The organism is Streptomyces sp. NPDC054834, assembly GCF_053611185.1.
Genome location: NZ_JBSGZV010000001.1, coordinates 460,430 through 474,290 on the forward strand (window position 1 = coordinate 460,430; position 13,861 = coordinate 474,290).

The 13,861-nt window shown below is 72.2% G+C and carries 15 protein-coding genes; 4 read left to right on the forward strand and 11 right to left on the reverse strand.

Going from position 1 to position 13,861, the window contains the following annotated elements; all coding sequences use genetic code 11:
* Positions 1 to 82 precede the first annotated feature (82 nt).
* On the reverse strand, positions 83 to 958 hold the full coding sequence (locus ACWGJM_RS02185) for a LysR family transcriptional regulator (RefSeq protein WP_453409744.1): 876 nt from the start codon (positions 956 to 958) through the stop codon (positions 83 to 85).
* Positions 959 to 1,086: 128 nt separating this feature from the next.
* Here ACWGJM_RS02185 and ACWGJM_RS02190 point away from each other — a divergent pair, with 128 nt between their 5' ends.
* The gene (locus ACWGJM_RS02190) at positions 1,087 to 2,430 is read left to right on the forward strand and encodes an MFS transporter (RefSeq protein ID WP_453409745.1); all 1,344 of its coding nucleotides are present in this window, start codon (positions 1,087 to 1,089) and stop codon (positions 2,428 to 2,430) included.
* Here the strand turns inward: ACWGJM_RS02190 and ACWGJM_RS02195 are convergent.
* A complete protein-coding gene (locus ACWGJM_RS02195) occupies positions 2,384 to 2,911 on the reverse strand; it encodes an HAD domain-containing protein (protein WP_453409746.1) in 528 nt (175 codons plus the stop codon). The two genes, ACWGJM_RS02190 and ACWGJM_RS02195, sit on opposite strands and share 47 nt — an antisense overlap.
* Positions 2,912 to 3,067: 156 nt before the next feature.
* Here ACWGJM_RS02195 and ACWGJM_RS02200 point away from each other — a divergent pair, with 156 nt between their 5' ends.
* Positions 3,068 to 3,922, forward strand: a complete 855-nt coding sequence (locus ACWGJM_RS02200) for a nitroreductase/quinone reductase family protein (RefSeq protein WP_453409747.1) — start codon at positions 3,068 to 3,070, stop codon at positions 3,920 to 3,922.
* A gap of 8 nt (positions 3,923 to 3,930) precedes the next feature.
* Here ACWGJM_RS02200 and ACWGJM_RS02205 read toward each other — a convergent pair whose 3' ends face one another.
* The 5 genes from ACWGJM_RS02205 to ACWGJM_RS02225 form a co-directional block, all read right to left on the reverse strand.
* Complete coding sequence (locus ACWGJM_RS02205) at positions 3,931 to 5,961, reverse strand: HelD family protein (protein ID WP_453409748.1); 2,031 nt, start codon at positions 5,959 to 5,961, stop codon at positions 3,931 to 3,933.
* A 51-nt stretch (positions 5,962 to 6,012) separates the two neighbouring features.
* On the reverse strand, positions 6,013 to 6,639 hold the full coding sequence (locus tag ACWGJM_RS02210) for a TetR/AcrR family transcriptional regulator (protein ID WP_453409749.1): 627 nt from the start codon (positions 6,637 to 6,639) through the stop codon (positions 6,013 to 6,015).
* A gap of 9 nt (positions 6,640 to 6,648) precedes the next feature.
* Entirely contained in the window at positions 6,649 to 7,755 is a 1,107-nt protein-coding gene (locus tag ACWGJM_RS02215) for a phosphotransferase (RefSeq protein WP_453409750.1), read from the reverse strand.
* A 141-nt stretch (positions 7,756 to 7,896) separates the two neighbouring features.
* Entirely contained in the window at positions 7,897 to 8,640 is a 744-nt protein-coding gene (locus tag ACWGJM_RS02220; protein WP_453409751.1) for an HAD family hydrolase, read from the reverse strand.
* On the reverse strand, positions 8,640 to 9,521 hold the full coding sequence (locus ACWGJM_RS02225) for a GntR family transcriptional regulator (RefSeq protein ID WP_453409752.1): 882 nt from the start codon (positions 9,519 to 9,521) through the stop codon (positions 8,640 to 8,642). Before ACWGJM_RS02225 ends, ACWGJM_RS02220 begins: the two co-directional genes overlap by 1 nt.
* A 148-nt stretch (positions 9,522 to 9,669) precedes the next feature.
* Between ACWGJM_RS02225 and ACWGJM_RS02230 the strand changes: the two genes are divergently transcribed.
* Complete coding sequence (locus ACWGJM_RS02230; protein ID WP_132852555.1) at positions 9,670 to 9,858, forward strand: hypothetical protein; 189 nt, start codon at positions 9,670 to 9,672, stop codon at positions 9,856 to 9,858.
* 17 nt (positions 9,859 to 9,875) lie between these two features.
* Here the strand turns inward: ACWGJM_RS02230 and ACWGJM_RS02235 are convergent, their stop codons facing one another.
* The gene (locus tag ACWGJM_RS02235; RefSeq protein WP_453409753.1) at positions 9,876 to 10,790 is read right to left on the reverse strand and encodes a winged helix-turn-helix domain-containing protein; all 915 of its coding nucleotides are present in this window, start codon (positions 10,788 to 10,790) and stop codon (positions 9,876 to 9,878) included.
* A gap of 390 nt (positions 10,791 to 11,180) precedes the next feature.
* The gene (locus ACWGJM_RS02240; protein ID WP_453409754.1) at positions 11,181 to 11,792 is read right to left on the reverse strand and encodes an RsiG family protein; all 612 of its coding nucleotides are present in this window, start codon (positions 11,790 to 11,792) and stop codon (positions 11,181 to 11,183) included.
* Between the two features lie 156 nt (positions 11,793 to 11,948).
* On the opposite strand from ACWGJM_RS02240, the gene dtd reads away from it, so the two are divergent.
* A complete protein-coding gene (gene dtd, locus ACWGJM_RS02245; protein ID WP_453409755.1) occupies positions 11,949 to 12,374 on the forward strand; it encodes a D-aminoacyl-tRNA deacylase in 426 nt (141 codons plus the stop codon).
* A 14-nt stretch (positions 12,375 to 12,388) separates the two neighbouring features.
* Here dtd and ygfZ read toward each other — a convergent pair whose 3' ends face one another.
* Positions 12,389 to 13,354: a CAF17-like 4Fe-4S cluster assembly/insertion protein YgfZ gene (ygfZ, locus tag ACWGJM_RS02250; RefSeq protein WP_453409756.1), complete on the reverse strand. Its 966-nt coding sequence runs from the start codon at positions 13,352 to 13,354 to the stop codon at positions 12,389 to 12,391.
* 9 nt (positions 13,355 to 13,363) lie between these two features.
* Positions 13,364 to 13,801: a Fur family transcriptional regulator gene (locus ACWGJM_RS02255; RefSeq protein WP_453409757.1), complete on the reverse strand. Its 438-nt coding sequence runs from the start codon at positions 13,799 to 13,801 to the stop codon at positions 13,364 to 13,366.
* Positions 13,802 to 13,861: the final 60 nt, after the last annotated feature.

Genomic DNA, 13,861 nt, shown 5'->3' on the forward strand with positions numbered 1-13,861 from the left:
ACCCGTCCCGTCTCGCTCAAACTGAGGCACCCCAGGTCGGGCACTCACGCTGCCTCACCTTCAGCGAGACCGGACAACCCGCTCACCCGCTCGCCGCGTACAACAGCTCCCGCACCTCCCCCACCCCCTCCGCCCCCTTGCTCCACACCAGACGCAGGCTCAGGTCGAGGGTGGGAAGGGCGAGGCGGGTCAGGCGGCCGGCGGTCAGGGAGTCGGCCACCGCGAAGTGCGGGAGGAGGGCGATGCCCAGGCCCTGTTCCGCCCAGGCCCGCATCACCGCGACGCCGCCGGCTTGCACGCGGGGGACCCCGGGGCCGAGGAGATGGTCGGCGGCGAGGCGGAATGAGCACTGGTCGGCGTTGACGAGGAGGCGTTCGCCGGCGAGGTCGTCGGGGGTGAGGGGGCGGCCGGCCAGCGGGTGGTCCGGGGCGGCCACCAGGTCGAGGGGGACCGTGTCGACGTCGAGGGTGGCCAGCGGGTCGGGAGGAACCGGGAAGCCCAGGCCGCCGAGGGTCGTGCCGTGGTCCAGGAGGAGGGCCGCGGTCAGATCGCCGGACAGGACCTCGGCGAGGAGCCGGTCCCGGCCGGCCGCCACCCGCACCTCGACCCGTACGTCGGGGTGACGCCGGGCCAGCCGCCGAAGGACGGCGGGGACACAGGTCGCGGCGATCGTCTCCAGCGCGCCGAGGCGCAGCAGCGGCGGTTCGCCGCGCACCTCGCGGGCCGCGCGTTCCGCCTGCTCCAGCAGCCGCCGCGCCCACAGCGCCATGCGGTCGCCCGCCGCCGTCGCCCGCATGCCGGAGGCCGTGCGGTCGAACAGCGGTACGCCGACCGACTTCTCCAGCGCCCGCACCTGTGCCGACACCGAGGACGGCGCGAGGCCGAGGGCACCGGCGGCCTCAGTGATCGTGCCGTGCCGCAACACCGCCTCGAACGTGCGCAGTTGACGCAGCTCCATGCCGCCCGTCCACCTCCCCCACGGCGTCCGGTTCTCCGGCGTCCGCTTCTCCGGCGTTCGGTTCTTCCGAACGGAGTGTACGGATCCGGCGGTGGAGCAACGCCCCCCGCCCGCCGCACAGTTCCGCCATGATCCTTCTCCTCGGCATCTCCCTCGGCTACTTCATGGTGCTGCTCGACACCACCGTCCTCTCCGTCGCCGAGCCCGACCTGGCCGCCTCCCTGCACACCTCCGTGGCGGGACTTCAGTGGGCGACCACCGGATACACCGTCGTCTTCGCCGCCCTGCTGCTGTCGGCGGGCGCGCTGACCGACCGGCTGGGCGCGCACCGCGTCTTCCGGGGCGGGGTCGTGCTGTTCGCGGCCGGGTCGGCGCTGTGCGCGGCGGCGCCGGACGTGGGCGTGCTGGTGGCGGTCCGGGCGGTGCTCGGGGCCGCCGCGGCGGCCTGCGTGCCGTCCTCGCTGGCGCTGCTCGGCCGGCTCCACCCGGACCGGGCCTCGCACGCCCGCGCGGTCGCGGTCTGGGCGGCGATCAGCGGCGCGGCCGTGGCCGCGGGCCCGCTCGTGGGTGGGGCGCTGGTCGGCGCGGCGGGCTGGCGGGCGGTGTTCCTCGTCAACGTGCCCCTCGGCGCGCTGACGCTCACCCTGACCGCGTCCCGCCGCCTGCACTGCCCGCGCGGCGACCGGCGGGTGGACTGGCCCGCCCAGCTCGCCGCCTGTGTCTGCCTGGCCCTGGCCACCGACGGCTGCATCGCGGCGGGCGGCCGGCTGTGGATGCGTACGGCCGTCTCGCTCGCCGGAGCAGGCCTCGCCGCCGCCGTCTTCGCCCGGCTGGAACGCCGTAGCTCCTCCCCCGTCCTGAGCCCGGCCCTGCTGCGCGCCCCGGTCCTGCGGGCGGGGCTCGCGGCGGGCGCGGCGGTGAACCTCGCCCTCACCGGCGGTCTGTTCGTCCTGCCGCTGTACCTCCAGGAGCGGGGGCTGGGCCCGGTGGCCACGGGGCTGGCCTTCCTGCCGCTGACCGTTCCCTTCGCCGTCAACCCGCCGCTGACCGGACGGCTCGTCGCCGAGGCCGGCCCGCGCCCGCCGGTGCTCGCGGGGCTCGCCCTGCTCACCGCGGGCACCGCGTCCCTCGCCGTCGCCGCCCGCCTAGACGCCCCCTACGGCTGGCTCGCCCCGGGCCTGCTGCTCACCGGTCTCGGTGTCTCCTTCGCCCTGCCCGCCCTGGTCACCGCCGTGGTGGGCGCCGCTCCGCCGGGCACGGGCGGCGCGGCGGGCGGCCTGCTCAACGCGGTACGGCAGGCGGGCGCGAGCCTCGGCGTGGCCGTGATGGGGGCGCCGCTCGCGGCGGGTACGGCGGCGGGGGCGCCGTGGGCGTTCCTGCTCGCGGCGCTCGCGTGCGCGGTCACCGGCCTGCTGTTCGCGCGTACTACGGCCGTGCGCCGGGAACCCGCAGCCACTCCCGCAGCACGCTGAAGTCGGCGTCGGTGAGCCCGTGGCGATGCTCGACGCGGTGGAGGAGCGCCCGCCCTGGGTGGTGGGCGGCGACCCAGGCACGGTCGGCCCGGGTGAGTTCGTCGTCGAGCCAGATGAAGGAGCGGCCGGCCGCCCAGGCGACCAGCGGCCGGGTCTTCCAGTGGAGGGGGCCCGGGGGTTCGTCCTCGTCGGGCCAGTCCACCACGGGCAGCCGGGGCAGGCCGAGCCAGGGGGCCACGAAGGCGTTCGCGTCGTGCAGCCAGGTGGTGGCCCACACCAGGTGGCAGCCCAGCGCCGCGAGCCGGGGGCCGAGGGCCGGGTCGATCCGGGTCAGCAGGGGGTTGTCGGCGGCGGCCGCCGTGGGCACGGAGGACGACTCGTACACGGGGTACGGGTCGTCCGCGCCGAACGGCAGCAGCGTCCCGTCGACGTCGAGGAAGAGCAGCGTCGCCGGACCCTGGAACTCGGTGGCGTCGGTCATGAGGGGGACGGTAGCGTCTCGCCCATGACTGCCGGGTCGGCCTTGTGCCGTGAGCGAGTTGGGTGCCCGGCCTCTGAGTGAGGCCGCGGCGGGCCAGGAGCCCGCCTCTTCCTCTGCGTCCGTGAAAACCGACAGCAGAGGAAGAAAGCAGAGAGAGTGCCCAACGACTTCGAACCGCACGACTTCAACCAACGTGTCATCGACGAGTTCCGCACGAACCACGGCCGCGTCGGCGGCCCCTTCGAGGGCGGCCGTCTGCTGCTGCTCACCACCACCGGCGCCCGCACCGGCACCCCGCACACCACACCCGTCGGCTACCTCCCCGACGGCGGCGACCGTGTCCTGGTGATCGCCTCGGCGGGCGGCTCCCCCCGGCACCCCGACTGGTACCGCAACCTCCTCGCGCACCCGCAGGTGACCGTGGAGAGCGGTGTGTTCACTTACGAGGCGCGCGCCGTCGTCCTGGCGGGCGACGAACGCGACCGGGCCTTCGCGCGGGCGGTGGAGGCCGACCCGGGCTGGGCGGAGTACCAGCGCAAGGCCGGGCGGGTGATCCCGGTCGTCGCGCTGGAGCGGATCGCCAAGTCCGGCCCGGGACACATCGAGGCCGGCTCGCCGGGCGAGGCGATCAGGCTGGTCCATGACGTCTTCCGGCGCGAACTCGCCCTGATCCGGAAGGAGATGGCGAGCGGCGGCAGCTCCCTGGGCGCGCAGCTGCGGGTCAACTGCCTCACGTTCTGCCAGGGCCTGCACAACCACCACACCGGCGAGGACACCATGATGTTCCCGTTCCTCGCCGAGCGGCACCCTGAGTTCGCCCCGGTCCGGGAGCGGCTGCGCCTGGAGCACGAACGGATCGCCGTGCTCGTCGGTGAGCTGCGCCGGGTGGTCGCCGCCGAGGACCCGGCCGAGGCGCGCGCCGAGGTCGTACGGCTGACCAAGGAGCTGGAGGACCACCTCGACTACGAGGAGGAGCAGTTGGTCCCGCTCCTCGACGGCGCCGCCCGGTAGCCGCCGGGTCAGAAGGGCAGCGGCCGGGCGTGCACCACGTCCAGCCGTGACACCGCGCGGGTGAGCACCACGTACAGCCGGTGCAGCCCGCGTTCCTCGGCCTCGGCGACGGCGGCCGGTTCCACGGCGACGACGTGGTCGTACTCCAGGCCCTTGACGACGGTCGCGGGCACCAGCGTGACGCGGGCCCCGAGTTCGTCGGGGCCCGCCGTGTCGATCCCGGCCGCCGCGAGGGCGCCGCGCACCCGGGGCAGGTCCGCGTCGGCCGTGACGACGCCGACGGAACCGTCCCGGGTGAGCGCGTCCCGTACGGCCGTCACGGTCGCGCCGAGGACGTCGTCGGCCCGCCGGATCCGCAGCTCGCCCTCCGCACGAAGGGAGCGGGCCGGCGGGACGGCGACGTCGAGGCGGGACAGCAGCCGGTTGGCGAGTTCGAGGACCGCGGCCGGCACCCGGAACCCGGTGGTCAGCGGCACCACGGCCGCGTCCGGTTTGCCCATGTGCCGCAGCTGCACGTCCCAGTCCCGGGCCGCCCACGGCGTGGTGCCCTGCGCCAGGTCGCCGAGCACGGTCAGCGAGCCGAAGGCGGCCCGGCGGGCGATGGCCCGGCACTCCATCGGGGAGAGGTCCTGCGCCTCGTCGACGACGATGTGCCCGTATCCCTCGGGGTGTTCGATGAGCCCGGCGGCCTCGTCGAGGAGGACCAGGTCGGCGGCAGACCAGCGGGCGGACTTGTACGAGCGCGGCGGCCGGGCCCACAGCAGCGCCTCCTGCTCGTCGGCGTCGAGGAGGCCGGCGGCGGCCCGGGCCAGCACGGCCGGGTCGGTGAGGAGCCCGGCGACGACCTCCTCCGGCCGGACCTTCGGCCAGACCGCGTCGACGTACGCGCTCAGCGCCCGCGCCCGCTCGATCTTCCGCACCCAGGCGTGCGGGCGGGGCCCGGTGCGCCGCTCGGCCTGCGCCTGGAGGCAGCGCACCACCCGGGTCCGTACCCGCTCGCGTCCGACGGCGTACGGCGGCTCCTCGGCCCGCACCCCTTCGACGATCCCCACCAGTTCGTCGGCCGGCACCCGCCACCGGTACGAGCCGTCCGCCACGGCGAGCGACTCGACGCCCTCGGCCGACACGCGCGCGTACAGCGCCCGGCGCAGCACCTCGGCCATGCGGGCGTCGTGCTTGACGACGGCCGCCCGCTCGGTGTCGCCGCCGGTGACCGGGTGGAGGGCGATCTCTTCGAGGAGGGTGGACTGCCGTACGCCGGTCTCGCCGAGGGAGGGCAGCACCTCGGAGATGTAGGAGAGGAAGGTGCGGTTGGGGCCGAGGATCAGCAGTCCGGAGCGCTGGACGCGCTGCGGGTGGGTGTAGAGGAGGTAGGCGGCGCGGTGCAGGCCGACGGCGGTCTTTCCGGTGCCGGGGGCGCCCTGCACGCACACGGACTCGGTGAGGCCGCCGCGCACCAGGTCGTCCTGCTCGGGCTGGATGGTCGCGGCGATGTCCCGCATGGGCCCGACCCGGGGCCGCTCGATCTCGCGGGCGACGATCTCGCCGCTGCCCGTCTCGCCCCTGCCGAGGTGCTCGTCCTCCAGCCCGGTGAGGTCGGCGGAGTCGCCGCGGCTGCCGGGGGTCCAGCCGAAGCGGCGCCGGACCGCCACTCCCCGCGGGTCGCGGGCGCTCGCCTGGTAGAAGGCGCGGGAGACGGGGGCGCGCCAGTCGACGACCAGGGGCGGGGCGGCCGGGTCCTCGGTGATCCGCAGCCGGCCGACATGGTAGTTCTGCCCGGCGTGCTCGGGGTCGGTGTGGTCGAAGTCCAGCCGCCCGAAGAACAGTGGTCCTTCGGGGAGTTCGCGCAGGGCCTTGGCCTGGCTGCGCAGCCGGTGTCCGAGGACTTCGGCGTCGGCACCGGAGGCGGAGACGTCCTGGCCGGTGACGACCTGCCGGTCGGCTCCGGCGGCCATGCCGGCGAGGGCGGCGCGGCACGTGTCGTGGAAGGAGCGTTCGCGGCGGAGGGAGTCCTTGAGGGCGAGCTCGGTCGACGTCATGCGACCGAGCCTAGCGCAATAACGTAACCGAGTTACATCTTTTACCGAGTATCAGTTATTGCCCGGACCCTCCCCGAGCCACGGCAGCCCGGCCTCCAGCAGCCCGAACGCCCGCTCCGCCGCCGCCACCGCGTCCGCCCGCACATCGGCGACCCGCTCCCCCGCCGCGATCCGCCGCCAGTTGCCCTCCGCGAGGATCCGCCGCACGGCGACGATCTGCCCGGCGGCGAGCCGTGCGTCCAGGTCGCCGCCGAGAGCCCCGGCGAGCGCGGCCTCGGACCGCCGCAGGTACTCGTGCAGCCGCGCCACCAGGGTCGGGGTGCCGTACAGCAGCCGGTGGAAGGCGAGCACGCCCGGGTCGTCGTTCAGCCCGGTGACCGGATCGCACCGCCCGAGCCCGTCCAGGAAGTGCCGCCGCAGCGCGCCCAGCGGAGAGGTGGCGCCGGCCACCACACGGGCGGCCTCCTCCTCGTGGTCGGCGATCCGGTGCAGGACGAGGTCCTCCTTCGCCGGGAAGTACCGGAACAGCGTCGGCTTGGAGATCCCGGCCGCGGCGGCGACCTCCGCGACGGAGACGGCGTCGAAGCCCTTCTCGAGGAACAGCCGCACCGCGATGTCCGACACGTCCTGGTACATCCGCCGCTTCTTGCGCTCGCGGAGGCCGATCTGCTCATCCATGGGGTGAGCCTACGCAGGGACGTGCCCGGGGCCCCTGCCGTGCTCGCGCTGCCAGCGCGCGAGCGCCGTGACGATCCGCCTGGGGCCCGGAACCGACTCGAGCCCCAGCGGCAGGGCGGCGTCGGCGAGCACCCCCCGGAGCTTCAGTGCCGCCTGGGCCAGCTGGCGCTCGTACGGGTCCGGCCCGGGCTCCAGGGACAGAGCCACCCGGATCACATCGGTGAAGACGGACTGGGCCCTCTTGTAGCCGAGGAGCAGGGGCAGGTCGTGCCGCCAGCCGGCCACGCCGCCGGGGCGGGCGCGTTCCACCGTCTCGGCCCACTGCCGGACCACGGCGCGGGCCTGCCCCAGCGGGTACCGCATCAGGTGCAGATGGGTGGCCAGGTCGTAGAGGGGGTCGCCGACCATCGCCAGCTCCCAGTCGATCGTCCACAGGCGGCCGGCGTGGTCGACGATGAAGTTCTCGCGGTGCAGGTCGGCGTGGAGCAGGCGGAAAGGGCGCTCCCGCAGCCCCGAGACGTGCTTGCGCAGATGCTTGAACGACTCGGGATGCACGCCGAGGTCCGTGAAAAGCCTTTCGAATGCCGCCAGGTTGCCCCGGTAGACGTGTTCCTCGGTGAAGCAGACGAGCCGTTCCAGGAACCCGTCGCTGTCACCGTCCTCCGGCCGGTCCTCGGGTGTGCAACGCCGGTCCACGGAAAGCTTTTCGGCGGGTACTTCGACCAGCTGGCGGAACAGGCCGACGATCTGCCGGAGAAACTCGTCGGGAACCGCGAGCCCGGATTCACAGACCGCTCCGAGAGTGCGCCCTTCGATGAATCTCTGAAGCTTCAGGCCGTCGGCCTCGATGATGTCCGGAATGCCCTCGATCCGGCCGTGCAGGCCCTTGAGCAGCTGTTCCTCCGAGGTGAAGCACCGCCGGTCGAACCAGAGGAGACCGGGACGCGGCTCCCGGCACTTCCATCGCGCCGGCGGGCCGGACCCCTGTTCGCCGGGCAGCGGAAAGACATAGGTCTCGTGGTGGTATCCGTGGAGCGGGCCCTCGACCGCACTCTCGTCGCCACCACTTGCCTCGACCGCGTACAGCCGGGCACGGGAATCCGATTCGGGTGACATTGCCCGTTTCTCTCGTAGGCCCCTTCCGGAGGATTCAGAAGTGGAAGCAAGGTACTCCCCCGACGCCTCCGTTTCGTGGCGGACGCGTTTACTTCATGGAAGCCGGTCCCGCTTGACGACGACTGAACGCACACTTGTGCCTTACTGGCGGACAATTCGCAGCAGCGTCTCGAGCGTCCGGACGACATGCTCGGCGCCCGCCGCGCGCAGCCGCTTCTCGCCCGGGTCGTTGCGCGCGTAGCCGACGAACGGGATGCCGGCCCGGGACGCGGCCTCCCAGTCCGTGGGGGAGTCGCCGATCATCACGGCGTCCGCGGGGGCCGCCCCGGTCGCGATCAGGGCGCGGTTGAGGCAGTACGGGTCGGGCTTGAGGAGGTGCAGGTCCTGGGTCCGCCCGTAGATGTGGGGGGCGAAGCAGCCGATCAGGCCGCGGTCGGCCAGGTAGGCGCGGGCCGCCCGCGCGGAGTTGTTCGTGGTGATGGCCAGCCGGGAGCCGACCGCGGTCCAGGTGCGTATCAGGGGGTCGGCGTACGCGGTGGGCATCGCGGAGGCGACGGCCTGGAGCTCCTCCTGGGTGAGACGTTCCTCCAGTTCCGCCACCAGGTCGGAGCCGGGGTGCCGGTGCTCCACGGCGCGCAGCAGGATCTGCGGGTCCGGCGACTGGCGCTCCCCTTCCGTCAGCAGCCCGTGCAGCCCCCTGCTCTCCAGCCACTCCACCAGCTCGCCGGCCACCCGTTCCGCGCTGTGCCCGGCGAACAGACGGCAGATCGGGCCGTCGAAGTCCCACAGCACCACCCGGGCCCGGGTGATCACGTCCCGGATCGCTTCCGCCGAGTCCTCGGTCCCGGCGGCCGCCGGTTCATTCCGTTTCGTATCAGGAGTCACTAGGAGAGTGTCAGGTCCGAGGTGATGGTTTCCCAGAGGGCGTCGAACCACTTCTGTGACTGCTGCACGAACGCCTCGTCCCGCTGGCCCCGCCGATTCTCGAAGGAGAACAGCAGGGACTGCGATCCGAGCGTGTCGTACATCTCCAGCGTCCCGCTGTCCGTGGACTCCTCGCGGCGGGTGACCATGTAGTAGCCGATCAGCGCTTCCGAGCCGTTGAGGAGGTAGAGCTTCACCGGCGGGGTGAAGGGCAGCGCACGGAAGGTGACGTCGACGTCGATGTCATGGGTGCCGCGCAGGGCCTGGAGGTTGTACCTCAGGACCTGGCCCTGGGCGTTCCGCATGGCGAGCCAGCGCTGGTGGACCGGATCGTCGTCGCCGCGCCCGTCGACGGGGACCGGGAAGGCGAGGTTGATGTCCCGGGACGGCAGCAGGATGCGCACGTCGATGCGCTCGGGGCGGGCGCGGCCCTCGTGGATCATGCGGAGCGGTTCGCTCAGGGCCAGCATGAGGGTCTCGGCGGTCAGGCAGACCGCGTCGATGCGCACCCGCGGCGCCGCGAAGGCCTCGGCCAGGCGGGGGGCGAGGCCCACCATCGTCGGCTGGGGTTCTCCGCGGGCCGGGGCCGGTTCGGCGATCCGCGGGGGGCTGCCCCGGCTCACGCTGCTGAGCAGGCCGTCCTCCTGGAGTGCCCGCAGGGCCTGGCGTACGGTGCCGCGCTCCACGCCGAACTCCTCGGCGAGCTCGGCCTGGGTGGGCAGGCGGTCCCCCGCCCGCAGGTCCCCGAGCCGGATCCGTTCCCGGAGGGTGTCGGCGATCTCCTGGGGCGTGAGCCTTCTGCTGCCGTTCACTGCCACCACGTTCTCCTGGGTCACGACCAAACGCTACAACTTGCACCTACCCAAAGGCAGTTGTCCGTAGGTTGTTTATCTATGGGTGCCAAGTGGGGACAACTTAATCAGAGTTGGTTGCCAACTTGGTCTAGTTGGCGGAAGTTTTGCTTCCTGGCAACCTGAAGGGGGAACCACTGTGCCTGCCCTCGCCCTCATCTCCGCGGTCTTCGTCGTCGGCTTCGAACAGATCGTGCAGTGGAAGTACGGCGCCACCGGCATCGTCGGTCTGCTGATGCTCAGCATCGGCCTGAAGGCCAAGAGCCCGGCCGTCAGCTCGGCCGGGGCCGTCCTGCTCGCCGTGCTGCTCGCCGGTCCCGCTCTCTGATCCACTCGCCGATCCACTCACGCCGTGAGCACGAGTTCCGAACTGATCGTCTCCCACAGGGCGTTGAACCACAGGTGCGACTGCTCCACGAAGGTCGCGTCCCGTGGTCCGGCGCCTCGCTCGAAGGCGAACAGCATCGACCGCGTGCCCTCGGCGTCGTACAGCTCCACGTGCTCGTGCTCGATCTCCCTCTCGCGCCGCGTGAGGGTGTAGTACGCGAACAGCGCCTCGGCGCCGTTGAGCAGATACAGCTTGACCGGCGGGGTGAACGGCAGTGCGCGGAAGGAGACGTGCACGTCGATGCCGTGCGTGGCGCGCAGTGCCAGCAGGTTGTGCTGGAGCACCTGGCCCTGCGCGTTGCGCTGGGCCAGCCAGCGCCGGTGCAGCAGGCCCGCGGCCGAGGCGTCCACCGGGGCCGGGAAGGCGAGGTCGATGTCCCGGCTGGGCAGCAGGAGGCGGACGTCGACCTTGGCCGGTTTCAAGCGCCCCGCGTGGATCTGACGCAGCGACTCGCCGATCGCAAGCGTGAGCGAGACCGCGGTCAGGCACAGGGCGTCGATCTCGACGTGCGGGGCCGCGAAGGCGGCGGCTATCCGCGAGGCCAGAGCCACCATCGTGGGCTCGGGCGGGGCGGGCGGCCCGGCCGGGGCACGGCGGTGGCCCGGGTCGGGGGCCACGGTGGCGGGGCTTCCCTTGGTCACGTTGGTGAGCAGCTGCTCCGACTGGAGGATGCGCAGCGCCTGGCGCACCGCCCCGCGCTCCACGCCGAACTCGTCCGCGAGCTTGGCCTGCGTGGGCATGCGCTGGCCCCGCCTGAGCACACCGGACCTGATCCGGGCGCGCAGTTCGTCGGCCACCTCGGTGTGTGACTTCTGTGGCCGTGGTGCCCTCTTCCGTCCATTGGCGGAGGCGTGTTCCGGGTCCACGGTCACACAGTACAACTTCCCGCCATCTTGCGGCAGTTCAGTGAAAGGTGGTTATGAGACGCTTCCAAGCGGAGATAAGTACTGTGGAGTTGGCAGCCAACTTGGAGAACATGGTCAATCCCCCGGTTGGTTGGCCCACCGGGTTCCCTTCCGGAGGGGAGCCGGGAGCCCGGCCCGAGCACAGCCACAACCGAACAGCGACAACTCAACACGGATGCGCACAGCCACAACTGAACAAGCACCGCTACGGATCAGTCACCACGGTTCTCTTCAGGAGGGAGCTCAGAAAATGTCCGGGCACCACGGTCGCCCGGACGTACGCAGCAGGGCGTCGGCCATTCGGACGGCGCCCGCTCGGTTTTCCGCGCCCGGTCGATCACCACGAGCCGGGGCGCCTCACGTCAGGAGGTCGTCCACCTGGGCCTCGCCCTCTCGGTAGCGGCGGGTGATCTCCGCGCTGCACTCGTCCGTCGTGCGCTGGAGGTGCTGGCGGCGGCTGGAGACCTGCTGTTCGTAACGGACGAGGCGGCCCATCGCGGTGCCCAGTTCGAGATCGGTGCGCGCCTGGAGGTCGGACAGTTCGACCTCGGCGAGCATGTCGGCGGCCAGCCGCCGGTACTCCTCGTTGTGCGGGGTGCCGAGGGTGACGTGACGGGCCGAGGAACGCTGGCGGGCCGGGGCGTCGGTGAGGATCTCCGGAAGGCGGGACACCACGGAGGCGACCACGGTCGCGTCCCTCGGGCCGTCCACGGCGACCGGCTTCGGGCCGACCCGGCGGGCCAGTTCCGCGCGCAGGATGTCGATCCGGCCCTGCAACAGCCGCCGTACGTAGCTGAGGTCCGCCTCGTCGCGCTGCGCGTCCCGGCGCAGGGTGCGCAGTTCGGGCAGGCTCAGCCGGATCAGGTCGTGCCCGGGTGGCTCCACGGGTAGCGCCGGGCTGTCGCTGCGCTGCGTGGGCGGCCGTTGGATCCCCTGCAAATCCAGCCGCTCGGTACTCGGTGTGCTCATGTGCCTCTACCGTCCCCTCAACCGCGTAGGGAAGCATCGTGCCACCCCAAGTGGCCGCTATGTGACCGAGTGCCCCCGAACAGCCCCAGATGGGGGCTAAGGAACCATAATGGACCGCCTGTGACCAGGTCCCCGCCACCCGGCATCATGGTCCGCATGCGAGCAGTGGTACAGAGAGTGGACGGCGCGAGCGTCGTCGTGGACGGGCAGACCGTGGGTGAGATCGTCGGCGAGGGGCTGTGCGTCCTCGTCGGGGTCACGCACGAGGACACCAAGGAGAAGGCGGCCCAGCTGGCCCGCAAGCTGTGGTCACTGCGGATGCTGCACGACGAGAAGTCGTGCAGCGACATCGACGCCCCGCTGCTCGTCATCAGCCAGTTCACCCTCTACGGGGACGCCCGTAAGGGCCGCCGCCCCACCTGGAACGCCGCCGCGCCCGGCGATGTGGCCGAGCCGCTCGTCGACGAGGTGGTCGCCCGACTGCGCGCCCTGGGCGCGACGGTGGCGACGGGCCGGTTCGGCGCGCAGATGCGGGTCTCGCTGACGAACGACGGCCCGTTCACCGTCCTGCTGGAGATGTAGCCGGGGCCCAAGAGTCAGGGCTCGACCACGACCTCCTGCGCCGCCGCCGTGTCCCCGGCCACCAGCCGCGCGTCCACCGGCACGTTCCGCTTCAGCAGGGCCAGGGCGACCGGGCCGAGCTCGTGGTGCCGTACGGAGGTGGTGATGAAGCCGACCTTCCGGCCGTCCGTGCCCTCGTCCGCCAGGTGGATCTCCGTGCCGTGGGTCGGCAGGTGGACCTCGCTGCCGTCAAGGTGGAGGAAGACCAGCCGGCGCGGGGGCTTGCCCAGGTTCTGGACGCGGGCGACGGTCTCCTGGCCGCGGTAGCAGCCCTTCTGGAGATGGACCGCCGTGCCGATCCAGCCCACCTCGTGCGGGATGGTGCGGTGGTCGGTCTCGAAACCGAGGCGGGGGCGGTGGTCCTCGACGCGCAGCGCCTCGTGGGCGAGGATCCCGGCCGGCGGGCCCGCGGACTCGGCGTACGACTCCAGGTCCGCGCGCGGGAGGAACAGATCACGGCCGTACGGCGTCTCCCGTACGACCACGCCCTCGGGTACCTCGGCGATGGAACCGGCCGGAAGGTGCACCACCGCGATGTCGTCCGTGCGGTCGGCGGCCTCGACGCGGTAGAAGAACTTCATCGACTCCAGGTACGCCAGCAGCGCCTCCTGGGTGCCGGGCTCCACATGCGCCCAGACCGTCTCACCGTCGTCCACCAGGTACAGCGCGTGCTCGATGTGGCCGTGCGCGGACAGGATCAGCGCCTCGGTGGCCCGGCCCGCGGGGAGCTCGCTGACATGCTGGGTGAGCAGCAGGTGCAGCCAGCTCAGGCGGTCCTCGCCGGTGACGGTGACGACACCGCGGTGGGAGAGGTCGACGAATCCGGTGCCGTCGGCGAGGGCACGCTGCTCACGGAACAGGTCGCCGTAGTGAGCGGCGACGCCTTCGTCCACGCCCTCAGCGGGGACGGCGCCGGGCAGGGACAGCAGAGGGCTCTTCATACGCTAAGCCTACGACTCGGTATTTGAACTCTTGAGAGAGCAGTCCTTGCAGCGGCCGAAGATCGCGAAGTGCTTCATGTCCGTGTCGAACCCGAACGTCTCGCGCAGCTTGGCCCTGAACTCGGACGCCACCGAGACGTCCGCCTCGATCACGTTCTGGCAGTCCCGGCAGACGAGGTGGATGTGGTGGTGCCGGTCGGCCAGGTGATAGGTGGGAGCGCCGTGCCCCAGGTGGGCATGGCTGACCAGGCCGAGCTCCTCCAGCAGTTCCAGCGTCCGGTACACGGTGGAAATATTGACCCCCGACGCCGTCTTCCTCACCTCGCTGAGGATGTCGTCGGGGGTCGCGTGCTCAAGGGTGTCCACGGCTTCGAGCACGAGTTGCCGCTGCGGCGTCAGCCGGTAGCCGCGCTGCCTGAGGTCGCTCTTCCAGTCGGTGCTCACCACGGCGTCCAGTCTAGGGCCGCCCCTACCCGGCATGCCGTGCGTATCTCATGCCCCTGCGGA

Coding starts and splice junctions, on each gene's coding strand:
- ygfZ (WP_453409756.1), bottom strand. CDS start 13,354: ATGAAGAGCCCTCTGCTGTCCCTGCCCGGCGCCGTCCCCGCTGAGGGC.
- ACWGJM_RS02185 (WP_453409744.1), bottom strand. CDS start 958: ATGGAGCTGCGTCAACTGCGCACGTTCGAGGCGGTGTTGCGGCACGGC.
- ACWGJM_RS02190 (WP_453409745.1), top strand. CDS start 1,087: ATGATCCTTCTCCTCGGCATCTCCCTCGGCTACTTCATGGTGCTGCTC.
- ACWGJM_RS02240 (WP_453409754.1), bottom strand. CDS start 11,792: ATGAGCACACCGAGTACCGAGCGGCTGGATTTGCAGGGGATCCAACGG.
- ACWGJM_RS02205 (WP_453409748.1), bottom strand. CDS start 5,961: ATGACGTCGACCGAGCTCGCCCTCAAGGACTCCCTCCGCCGCGAACGC.
- ACWGJM_RS02210 (WP_453409749.1), bottom strand. CDS start 6,639: ATGGATGAGCAGATCGGCCTCCGCGAGCGCAAGAAGCGGCGGATGTAC.
- dtd (WP_453409755.1), top strand. CDS start 11,949: ATGCGAGCAGTGGTACAGAGAGTGGACGGCGCGAGCGTCGTCGTGGAC.
- ACWGJM_RS02215 (WP_453409750.1), bottom strand. CDS start 7,755: ATGTCACCCGAATCGGATTCCCGTGCCCGGCTGTACGCGGTCGAGGCA.
- ACWGJM_RS02195 (WP_453409746.1), bottom strand. CDS start 2,911: ATGACCGACGCCACCGAGTTCCAGGGTCCGGCGACGCTGCTCTTCCTC.